The organism is Pseudomonas phenolilytica (assembly GCF_021432765.1).
GTDB classification, from domain to species: Bacteria; Pseudomonadota; Gammaproteobacteria; order Pseudomonadales; family Pseudomonadaceae; genus Stutzerimonas; species Stutzerimonas phenolilytica.
Genome location: NZ_CP058908.1, coordinates 1,948,631 through 1,958,071, shown reverse-complemented (window position 1 = coordinate 1,958,071; position 9,441 = coordinate 1,948,631). Strand labels below are relative to the sequence as shown.

At 60.1% G+C, this 9,441-nt stretch carries 11 protein-coding genes and 1 other RNA gene; 4 read left to right on the top strand and 8 right to left on the bottom strand.

The window, feature by feature from the left end:
• Positions 1-80 precede the first annotated feature (80 nt).
• An RNA gene (gene rnpB / locus HU825_RS09405) (RNase P RNA component class A) lies at positions 81-440 on the bottom strand.
• Between the two features lie 89 nt (positions 441-529).
• Entirely contained in the window at positions 530-1,396 is an 867-nt protein-coding gene (rsmI, locus tag HU825_RS09400) for a 16S rRNA (cytidine(1402)-2'-O)-methyltransferase (RefSeq protein WP_054093596.1), read from the bottom strand.
• Between the two features lie 119 nt (positions 1,397-1,515).
• Between rsmI and HU825_RS09395 the strand changes: the two genes are divergently transcribed.
• The 4 genes from HU825_RS09395 to HU825_RS09380 all read left to right on the top strand — a co-directional run bounded on the left by HU825_RS09395 (position 1,516) and on the right by HU825_RS09380 (position 4,936).
• Positions 1,516-3,333 (top strand): penicillin-binding protein activator, encoded by a 1,818-nt coding sequence (locus HU825_RS09395; protein ID WP_081002740.1) that lies wholly within the window; start codon positions 1,516-1,518, stop codon positions 3,331-3,333.
• Positions 3,330-3,692 (top strand): YraN family protein, encoded by a 363-nt coding sequence (locus HU825_RS09390; RefSeq protein WP_043295828.1) that lies wholly within the window; start codon positions 3,330-3,332, stop codon positions 3,690-3,692. The genes HU825_RS09395 and HU825_RS09390 overlap by 4 nt, the downstream gene beginning before the upstream one ends.
• Positions 3,693-3,770: 78 nt before the next feature.
• On the top strand, positions 3,771-4,364 hold the full coding sequence (locus tag HU825_RS09385; protein WP_043295827.1) for a phosphoheptose isomerase: 594 nt from the start codon (positions 3,771-3,773) through the stop codon (positions 4,362-4,364).
• Entirely contained in the window at positions 4,361-4,936 is a 576-nt protein-coding gene (locus HU825_RS09380) for a BON domain-containing protein (RefSeq protein ID WP_043295826.1), read from the top strand. The genes HU825_RS09385 and HU825_RS09380 overlap by 4 nt, the downstream gene beginning before the upstream one ends.
• A gap of 145 nt (positions 4,937-5,081) precedes the next feature.
• On the opposite strand, the gene HU825_RS09375 is transcribed toward HU825_RS09380, so the two are convergent.
• From HU825_RS09375 to rpsI, 6 genes are all read right to left on the bottom strand, one after another.
• A complete protein-coding gene (locus HU825_RS09375; protein WP_234303359.1) occupies positions 5,082-5,489 on the bottom strand; it encodes a ClpXP protease specificity-enhancing factor in 408 nt (135 codons plus the stop codon).
• Between the two features lie 14 nt (positions 5,490-5,503).
• The gene (locus HU825_RS09370; RefSeq protein WP_043295824.1) at positions 5,504-6,121 is read right to left on the bottom strand and encodes a glutathione S-transferase N-terminal domain-containing protein; all 618 of its coding nucleotides are present in this window, start codon (positions 6,119-6,121) and stop codon (positions 5,504-5,506) included.
• Between the two features lie 87 nt (positions 6,122-6,208).
• Entirely contained in the window at positions 6,209-6,988 is a 780-nt protein-coding gene (locus HU825_RS09365; RefSeq protein ID WP_043295823.1) for a cytochrome c1, read from the bottom strand.
• Positions 6,988-8,199, bottom strand: coding sequence for a cytochrome b (locus HU825_RS09360; protein ID WP_043295822.1), 1,212 nt, complete (start codon positions 8,197-8,199; stop codon positions 6,988-6,990). Before HU825_RS09360 ends, HU825_RS09365 begins: the two co-directional genes overlap by 1 nt.
• Positions 8,199-8,792, bottom strand: a complete 594-nt coding sequence (petA, locus tag HU825_RS09355) for a ubiquinol-cytochrome c reductase iron-sulfur subunit (RefSeq protein WP_043295821.1) — start codon at positions 8,790-8,792, stop codon at positions 8,199-8,201. Before petA ends, HU825_RS09360 begins: the two co-directional genes overlap by 1 nt.
• Before the next feature lie 251 nt (positions 8,793-9,043).
• On the bottom strand, positions 9,044-9,436 hold the full coding sequence (gene rpsI / locus HU825_RS09350) for a 30S ribosomal protein S9 (protein ID WP_043295820.1): 393 nt from the start codon (positions 9,434-9,436) through the stop codon (positions 9,044-9,046).
• Positions 9,437-9,441: the final 5 nt, after the last annotated feature.

Here is a 9,441-nt window from a genome sequence, read left to right as displayed (position 1 = left end):
GTTACTCAACAAAGTTAAAGTGCTTTGTTAAGAGCAATAATCTTTCGGAATAATTGCGGAGTTGTTGGAGCGCAGAAAAATCGGAGAGTCGATCTGTAAGCCGGGTTCTGTCGAGGACAGTCATTCCTCTACGACAGCCATCGCTGACTGCCTCTAGCAACCTACCCGGATCCAGCGCGGGCCACGCCAATGGATCCCTATTTGGTCTTGCTCCAAGTGGGGTTTACCTAGCCACGAACTGTTGCCAGCCGTGCGGTGCGCTCTTACCGCACCTTTTCACCCTTACCGGCACCGAAGCGCTTAGGCGGTTATTTTCTGTGGCACTTTCCGTAGGCTCGCGCCTCCCAGGCGTTACCTGGCACTTCGCCCTATGGAGCCCGGACTTTCCTCCCTCCCCTTTTGCCGGAACAAAAAGAGACAGCGACTGTCCGATCGACTCTCCGGCCGTCAGAGTACCGTCGCGCGCAGGGCGCTGCAAGGCGGACCGATGCGTAGCGGTCGTTACGGACCACCTGGCGCTGCAGCCATTTCAAGTCTTGCGCTCAAGTGCCAGCTGGTAGAGCAGGTTCTTGCGTACGCCGGTGATCTCGGCCGCCAGAGCTGCAGCCCGCTTGAGCGGAAGCTCACCCAGTAGCAAATCGAGCACACGCACCACCTCGGCACTGACAGCCTGGTCGCCCTCCGGCGCCTGCCAACCGGCTACCAGCAACACGCACTCACCACGCTGTTGGTTGCTATCGCCGGCGACCCAGGCGCGCAACTGCCCGAGCGGCAGCCCCTTTAATGTTTCAAACGTCTTGGTCAGCTCACGACAGAGAACGGCAGGCCGATCGGCGCCAAAGATTGCTTCGAGATCGTCCACACACTCCAAAATCCGATGCGGTGCCTCATAGAAGATCAACGTGCGCGGCTCCTCCTTCAACAACTCCAGCCGCGCTCTGCGCCCGGCAGCTTTGGCCGGCAGAAATCCTTCGAAGATGAAGCGATCCGAGGGCAACCCGGCCGCCGACAGCGCCGCAATCAACGCACACGCCCCCGGCACCGGCACCACGCGAATACCGGCCGCACGTGCCTGCCGCACCAGATGATAACCGGGGTCCGAAATCAGCGGCGTGCCGGCATCCGAAATCAGCGCGATATCGTCGCCCGTCTGCAAACGCTCAAGAAAACGCCCCCCCTCGTCACGCTCGTTATGCTCATGGCAAGCCGCCAATGGCGTGGCGATTCCGAAATGCGACATCAGACGCGCCGAGTGGCGAGTATCCTCGGCAGCGATCAGAGCGACCTCGCCCAAAACTCGCAGCGCCCGCGCGCTGATGTCTTCCAGATTGCCGATGGGCGTAGCGACCACATAGAGCGTACCCGCACCGGAATTCGCAGCGACCGTGGCAGTCACAGGGCTTACCTCATCACAAAAGCAAGCATTGTAGCCCTATTGCCGGCCGTAACATCGCGACCGCGCCGGTGCTTGGGTACAATCCGCGCATTTCGCCATTGCCTTTCAGGAACAACTACATGATGGCTCGCCTAAGCCCGCTGCTGATTCTCGGCCTCGCCGCACTACTCACGGCCTGCGCCAGCTCCCCCTCATCCACGCTGGGCGAGCTGCCGCGCACACCGCAGGCGACGACGCAGCAATTGTTGCAGCAGGCCGACCAGAGCGACCCTGCGAAAGCCGCCGAGCTGCGCCTGGCGGCGGCCGATCAGAGCCTCACCAAGGGCGAGGCAGCGCGTGCCCGCGGCATTCTCGAGCAGGTGCCACTGGACAGCCTGAAGCCCGCCCAGCAGATCTTCGCCAGTACCCTTTTGGCCGAAATTGCACTGATCGAAGGGCAACCACAACAGGCTCAGCAAGCACTTGCACATCCGGCTTTCGAGCGCCTCGGCGAGCTACCGGTCGACCAGCAAATTCGCAGCCAGACGGTTCGCGCCCGGACACTGGAAGCCACGGGACAGACGCTGGCCGCCGCACGCGAGCGCATTTTCACCGCTCCGCTGCTCAGCGGCACCGCAGCAAAGGAAAATCATGAGGCGATCTGGGGCCTGCTTTCCGCGCTGCCAGCCGGGGAAAGCCAAGGCGCTGGTGGCGATACCGATCTCGACGGCTGGCTGTCCCTCGCAACAGCAGTGAAGCAGGCCGGCACCTTTGCGCAGCAGCAACGAGCGATAGACAGCTGGATTGCGCAGCACCCTCAACACCCCGCCGCCAAACAGCTACCTGCGGCGCTCGAGCAGCTACGCCAGCTCGCCGATCAGCCGCTTACGCACGTCGCACTGCTGCTGCCCATGCAGGGCCAGCTGGCGTCCGTAGCGCAGGCACTGCGCGACGGCTTCCTTGCCGCACACTTGCAGGCCCAGCAAGCAGGCGCAACCGACCTACGGATCGAACTCTACGACAGCTCGCGCATTACCTCGTTGGACGCGGTCTACCAGCAGGCGCAAGCAGATGGCGTCCAACTCATCATCGGTCCATTGGAAAAAGATCTGGTCCGCCAGCTAAGCGAGCGCGAGCGACTGCCGATCACAACGCTGGCGCTCAATTACAGCGACGCGGGCCGGACCACACCGCCGCAATTGTTCCAGTTCGGTCTGGCAGCCGAAGACGAAGCGCGCGAAGTGGCCCGGCGCGCATGGGCGGACGGCCATCGCCGCGCTATAGCCTTAGCCCCACGCGGCGAATGGGGTGCGCGAATCCTCGCAGCCTTTCGCCAGAGCTGGGAGGACGCCGGCGGTACGCTGGTCGCCGCCGAGCCGCTGGCAGAACCCGTCGAACTGGCCAACCAGATCGCCGCACTGCTCCAGCTGCGCAACAGCGAATCGCGCGCGCAAAGCGTGCAGAACACGCTCGGCAAGGATGTGACCAGCCAGCCCACACGCCGCCAGGATGTCGACTTCATATTCCTTGCGGCCACCCCGCAGCAAGCTCAGCAGGTCCGCCCGACACTGATCTTCCAGTACGCCGGCGACATCCCGGTATACGCCACATCCCACTTGCACGCGGCGAATCAGAACCGCACCCAGTATCTCGATCTCGACGGCATCCGCTTCGCTGAAACGCCATGGCTACTCGATCCGCAGCTCCCGCTGCGCCAGCAGATCGAGCGACAGTGGCCGCAAGCCGCGGGCAGTCTGGGACGTCTATACGCAATGGGTGCCGATGCCTACCTCCTCGCCCCGCGGCTAAATCAGCTGCTGGCCCTGCCGAACACACGACTGGATGGACTGTCGGGGACACTAAGTCTCAATCCGCAGCAACGCATCGAACGACAGCTGCCTTGGGCACAATTCCGCGACGGTCAAGTCGAGCGCCTGCCACTCAATCCTCTACCATGAGCGAGCATCTGGCACGAGGACGCAGCACCGAAGCCTTGGCGCACGATTATCTCGTCCGTCAGGGGCTGCGTCTGCTGACACAGAATTGGAGCTGCCGCAGCGGCGAGCTCGATCTGGTCATGCTGGACGGCGATACAGTAGTATTTGTCGAGGTTCGCTACCGACGCCACGCGGCCTGGGGTGGCGCTGCAGCCAGCGTCGATGGCCGAAAACAGCAAAAGCTGATCAGAGCCGCCGAACTGTTTCTGCAGAAAGAGGCTCGCTGGGCCAGACATCCTTGCCGCTTCGACGTCATCGCACTGGACGCCAACGAGCCGATCACGGATCAGCATTGGATCCGCAACGCCTTTGACAGCTGAACGCTTACCACAGCGCGGCATCGAGCACGCTTACAGCAGGCCTCCCCTGGCTTGCCCATCATTGAAGGTCATCCATCGATGGATATACAAACCCGTATTCGGCAGCTTTTTCAGGCCAGCATCGACACCAAACAGCAAGCGATGGACGTTCTCGCGCCCAGCATCGAACAAGCCGGGCAGGCGATGGTCAACGCACTGCTAAGCGAGGGCAAGATTCTCACCTGCGGCAATGGTGGATCGGCCGGCGATGCCCAGCATTTTTCCTCCGAATTGCTGAACCGCTTCGAACGCGAACGCCCGAGCCTGCCCGCCATCGCGCTGACGACTGATAGTTCGACGCTGACCTCTATCGCCAACGACTACAGCTACAACGAAGTTTTCTCCAAGCAAATACGCGCGCTGGGCCAGCCGGGCGATGTTCTGCTGGCCATTTCCACCAGCGGTAACTCCGCGAATGTGATTCAGGCCATCCAGGCCGCGCACGACCGGGAGATGCTTGTGGTGGCTCTAACCGGACGAGACGGTGGCGGCATGGCTTCGCTGCTGCTTCCCGAAGATGTCGAAATCCGGGTACCGGCCAACGTCACCGCACGCATCCAAGAGGTCCATCTGCTGGCGATCCATTGCCTGTGTGACCTGATAGATAATCAGTTGTTTGGGAGTGAAGAATGAAAGCGCTGCGCCTGCCAGCATTTCTTGGCCTATGCCTGCTCGCTACAGGCTGCAGTTCGGTATTGAACGCCACGCGCGATGAGCCGATTGCAGATAATCGCGGCACTCGCACCATCGGCAGCACCATCGACGACTCGCTGATCGAAACCAAGGCGGCGGTCAATATCGCCAAGGCCCACGCCGACCTTGATCAGGGGTCGCATATTGTTGTCGCCAGCTACAACGGTGTCGTTCTGTTGGCCGGACAAACGCCGCGCAGCGATCTCAAGCAGATGGCCGAGCAGGCGGCCAGTTCCGTGCAGCGCGTGAAGCGCGTCCATAACGAGCTGCAGGTACTGCAACCGTCATCGGCCCTGGCGCGCAGCAACGACACCTGGCTGACAACCAAGATCAAAGCTCAGATGCTCGCCGATAACAGTGTTCCCGGCTCGCGCATCAAGGTGATCACCGAGAACGGTATTGTCTATCTGCTGGGCTTGGTGACCCGCCAGGAAGGCAATCGCGCCACCAGTCTGGTGCAGGGTGTCGGCGGCGTACAACGCATCGTCAAGCTATTTGAATATATCGATTAGCGATTGAGCGGCAGGTGGCCGGGCTGTGCAAAGCAACCCGACTGCCACTGAGCAGAAACGAAACGGTCGCCGTCCGGAACCGGGAGCACTCAGCAACTCCCGCGTTACAGCGCGCCTGGTCGCCCCACCCCGATTCCGCCGCTCCCTACTTAACAACCTTCAGACTCGGTCGACCCGCCGGGCGCTGGCCGCCCTCACCATCCATCGGGCCGCTCCCATCGGCAGGCGAATCGTCCGGGAATGTCGGCTCGATTTCAAAGACCATACCTTGTCCGTTCTCCCGCGCGTAGATGGCCATCACCGCACCAGCGGGAATGTGCAAGGAGTGCGAGACGCCACCGAAGCGTCCCTCGAAGCTTATTGCCTCGTTGCCCATTTGTAGATTACGCACCGCACTCGGTGCCACATTGAGCACGATCTGGCCATCGTTGGCAAAACCGGCTGGAATCTGCACCCCACGGTATTCGGCATCGACCAACAGATGGGGCGTGCAATCGTTATCAACAATCCATTCGTAAAGCGCTCGGACCAGATAAGGGCGACTCGAATTCATGTGAAAGTCCTCCTTCAACGCATAGTGCGCTCAATGGATGAAACACTATCCTGAAAAGTCTTGCGGGCGAAGTTGCGCTCCATGTAGTCAAGCAACGGCCGGGACGCTCGCGGCAGCTCAACTCCGAGCAGCGGCAGCCTCCAGAGAATCGGCAACAGGCCGCAATCGACGACGCTCATCTCGTCGCTCATGAAGTACGGCTTCTCGGCGAAAATCGGCGAAACGCCGCTCAGGCTTTCCCTGAGTTCCTTGCGCGCCTGCGTGCGCGCCTCTTCATGGGTACGCCGATCCAGAATGCGATCAACCAATGAGCACCAGTCCCGCTGAATACGATGCACCAGCAGCCGCGTGTGGGCGCGCGCCACCGGATAGACCGGCAGCAGCGGCGGATGCGGATAACGCTCCTCTAGATATTCGAGGATGACCCCTGGCTCATACAGCACCAGATCACGGTCAACCAGCGTTGGTACACCAGCATAGGGGTTCAGCTCGGCCAGCCTCGCCGGGCACTGCCCCGCCTGAACGTCAATGACCTCGACAGCGACGCCCTTCTCCGCAAGCGCAAGGCGCACTCGATGAGAGTAATGATCGGCAGGATCGGAATAGCAGATCAACCGGTTGGCTGCGGCCATAGGTCCTTCCTCATGCGATTATCCGAAGGCAAAAAAACACGCGCGCCCAATGGGCGCGCGTTAGGTACAGCTTGAACAGCAGAGTACTTAGTGAACGTCTTTCCAGTACTCGCGCTTGAGCAGGTAGGCGAAGACGAAGAAGAATGCCAGGAACAGCAGCACATAGGTGCCGATACGCTGACTTTCCAATTTGACCGGGTTGGCCGAGTAAGCCAGGAAGGTCACCAGATTCTTGATCTTCTCGTCATACTCCGCCTCGGTCAGCGTGCCGGTACCCGGCTCCACAACCAGCTGATCGCAAGCTTCCTGAGTGATCGGCGTGCCGGTCAGCGGATCAAACTGCTTGCGCCCGTCCTCAACGACCTGCACCTGCTTGCAACCCATCACGCGACGGCCCTGCAACGGTGCCAATACGTGCGGCATACCGACGTTCGGGAACACAGTATTGTTGACGCCGTACGGACGAGCTGGGTCCTCGTAGAAGCTACGCATGTAGGTATAGAGCCAGTCATTACCGCGAACACGCGCGACCAGCGTCAGATCCGGCGGCGGAGCACCGAACCAGACCTTGGCGTCTTCGGCCTTCATACCGGTCTTCATATGATCACCAAACTTGGCATCGGTGAAGACGACATTCTTCATCATGACGTCTTCCGGAATGCCGAGATCGGTAGCGACACGCTCATAACGCTGGTACTGCGCTCCATGGCAGCCCATGCAGTAGTTGGCGAAGGTCTTCAGACCATCCTGCATCGCGGCCTTGTCGGTCAGATCGATCTCGACCTTGTCCAGGTGAGCCTCGGTGCCGGCAGCGAACGCAAAGACCGGCAGAATCGCGAGAATCAATGCAGCAAATTGCTTTTTCATCAGCCATCCACCCTTTGCGGAACCACTTTGGTCTTCTCGAGCCGGGTGTAGAACGGCATCAGAACGAAGTATCCGAAGTAAATAACAGTACAGATCCGAGCCAGCAGCGTGCGCTCCGGAGTAGGCGCGAGAACGCCCAGAACACCCAGGATGACGAAGGCGACGCAGAAGGCCACCAGCGCGATCTTGCTCATCCAACCCTTGTATTTCATGGACTTGACTGGACTGCGGTCGAGCCACGGCAGCACGAACAGCACCGCGATCGAAGCCCCCATCGCCACTACGCCGAGCAGCTTGTCCGGAACCGCGCGCAGAATCGCGTAGAACGGAGTGAAGTACCAGACCGGCGCAATGTGCGCGGGCGTCTTGAATGCGTTAGCTACTTCGAAGTTCGGCTTCTCAAGGAAATAGCCACCCATTTCGGGGAAGAAGAACACGATGGCGCAGAAAACGAACAGGAACACCACCACACCGACGATGTCTTTGACGGTGTAGTACGGATGGAACGGAATACCATCCAACGGTACGCCGTTTTCGTCCTTGGTCTTCTTGATGTCGACGCCCAGCGGGTTGTTCGAACCGACTTCGTGCAGAGCCAGGATGTGCAGCACGACCAGGCCTAGAATCACGATCGGCAGCGCGATGACATGCAGCGCGAAGAAACGATTCAGCGTGATGCCGGAGATCAGGTAGTCACCGCGGATCCACTGGGTCAGGTCATCGCCGATGACCGGAATCGCACCGAACAGCGAAATGATCACCTGAGCGCCCCAGTAGGACATCTGGCCCCAAGGCAGCAGATAACCCATGAAGGCTTCGGCCATCAGTGCTAGGTAGATCATCATGCCGAAGATCCACACCAGCTCGCGCGGCTTCTGGTACGAACCGTAGAGCAGCCCACGGAACATATGCAGATACACCACCACGAAGAACGCCGAAGCGCCGGTAGAGTGCAGGTAGCGGATGATCCAGCCGTACTCCACGTCGCGCATGATGTACTCGACGGACGCGAAGGCGCCTTCGGCCGAAGGTTCGAAGCTCATCGTCAGCCAGACACCGGTCAGGATCTGGTTGACCAGCACCAGCAGAGCTAGCGAGCCAAAGAAGTAGAAGAAGTTGAAGTTCTTCGGCGCGTAATACTTGGACAGATGGTCTTCCCACATTTTCGTCGCGGGGAAGCGGGCATCGACCCATTCCATGAACTTGCTCATCAGGCTTTCTCCTGGTCCACGCCGATAATGATGACATTATCGGTTTCGTACGAGTGCGGGGGCACCGGCAGGTTCAACGGAGCGGGTTGCGCCTTGTAGACACGCCCAGCCATGTCGTACTTGGAGCCGTGGCAAGGACAGAAGTAGCCGCCCAGCCAGTCAGCACCGAGGTCAGCCGCAGCCACCTCAGGACGGAAAGACGGCGCGCATCCCAGATGGGTGCAAAGTCCAACGACCACCAGCAGTTCCGGTTTGATCGCGCGGTTCTTCGGGTCGACATATGTCGGCTGCACCGAAGCCTTGGATTCAGGGTCGGCCACCTGTGGAGTCAGCTTCTCCAGATTGCCGAGCACCTCCTCGGTGCGACGCACGATAAATACCGGCTGACCCCGCCACTCGGCGACCATCTGCTGTCCCGGCTCGATCTTGCTGACATTCACTCTCACCGGTGCACCGGCAGCCTTGGCCTTGGCACTCGGGAACCACGATCCCACGAACGGGACCGCGGCGCCCACCGCTCCTGCAGCACCTACCACCGAAGTGGCGGCTACGAGGAAGCGACGCCGACCAGCATTCACGCCGTCATTGCTCATTCAGTCGTCTCCCATCAGCTTCTTATGACCTGCGTGGAAGCAGGCATTTACTACGTAAAATCGGGCCGCGAAAAATTCGCCAAATGGTAAAGAAAAGCCCCCCACCTGACAAGGTAATAGCCTGACACAAATCGGCTGGAGCCCTACAAGATCGCGGCTTCTGGCGCGCGACATGCTGTCGCAGCGAATATCTCGCCCATAAAAAAAACGCCCGGACCTTGCGGAGCCGGGCGCTTCTTTTGGCAAGCGTATTAACGCTTGGAGTACTGCGGACGCTTACGCGCTTTACGCAGACCGATCTTCTTACGCTCCACTTCGCGAGCATCGCGAGTGACGAAGCCAGCCTTACGCAGCGGACTACGCAGGGTCTCGTCATAGGAGATCAGTGCGCGGGTGATGCCGTGGCGAATGGCGCCAGCCTGGCCAGTCACGCCACCACCGAGAACGGTAACGTATACATCGAACTTCTCGGCAGTATCGGTCAGCTCCAGCGGCTGACGAACCACCATGCGAGCGGTTTCGCGGCCAAAAAAGTTATCCAGCTCACGATTGTTGATCGAGATCTTGCCAGTGCCCGGACGCAGGAAAACGCGTGCGGTTGCAGTCTTGCGACGGCCAGTGCCGTAATTTTGAGTCGCCGACATAATGA

What these genes read in the sequence shown, in the direction of transcription:
- HU825_RS09395 (WP_081002740.1), top strand. Translation starts at nt 1,516, where the DNA reads ATGATGGCTCGCCTAAGCCCGCTGCTGATTCTCGGCCTCGCCGCACTA.
- HU825_RS09390 (WP_043295828.1), top strand. Translation starts at nt 3,330, where the DNA reads ATGAGCGAGCATCTGGCACGAGGACGCAGCACCGAAGCCTTGGCGCAC.
- HU825_RS09385 (WP_043295827.1), top strand. Translation starts at nt 3,771, where the DNA reads ATGGATATACAAACCCGTATTCGGCAGCTTTTTCAGGCCAGCATCGAC.
- HU825_RS09380 (WP_043295826.1), top strand. Translation starts at nt 4,361, where the DNA reads ATGAAAGCGCTGCGCCTGCCAGCATTTCTTGGCCTATGCCTGCTCGCT.
- HU825_RS09375 (WP_234303359.1), bottom strand. Translation starts at nt 5,489, where the DNA reads ATGAATTCGAGTCGCCCTTATCTGGTCCGAGCGCTTTACGAATGGATT.
- HU825_RS09370 (WP_043295824.1), bottom strand. Translation starts at nt 6,121, where the DNA reads ATGGCCGCAGCCAACCGGTTGATCTGCTATTCCGATCCTGCCGATCAT.
- HU825_RS09365 (WP_043295823.1), bottom strand. Translation starts at nt 6,988, where the DNA reads ATGAAAAAGCAATTTGCTGCATTGATTCTCGCGATTCTGCCGGTCTTT.
- HU825_RS09360 (WP_043295822.1), bottom strand. Translation starts at nt 8,199, where the DNA reads ATGAGCAAGTTCATGGAATGGGTCGATGCCCGCTTCCCCGCGACGAAA.
- petA (WP_043295821.1), bottom strand. Translation starts at nt 8,792, where the DNA reads ATGAGCAATGACGGCGTGAATGCTGGTCGGCGTCGCTTCCTCGTAGCC.
- rpsI (WP_043295820.1), bottom strand. Translation starts at nt 9,436, where the DNA reads ATGTCGGCGACTCAAAATTACGGCACTGGCCGTCGCAAGACTGCAACC.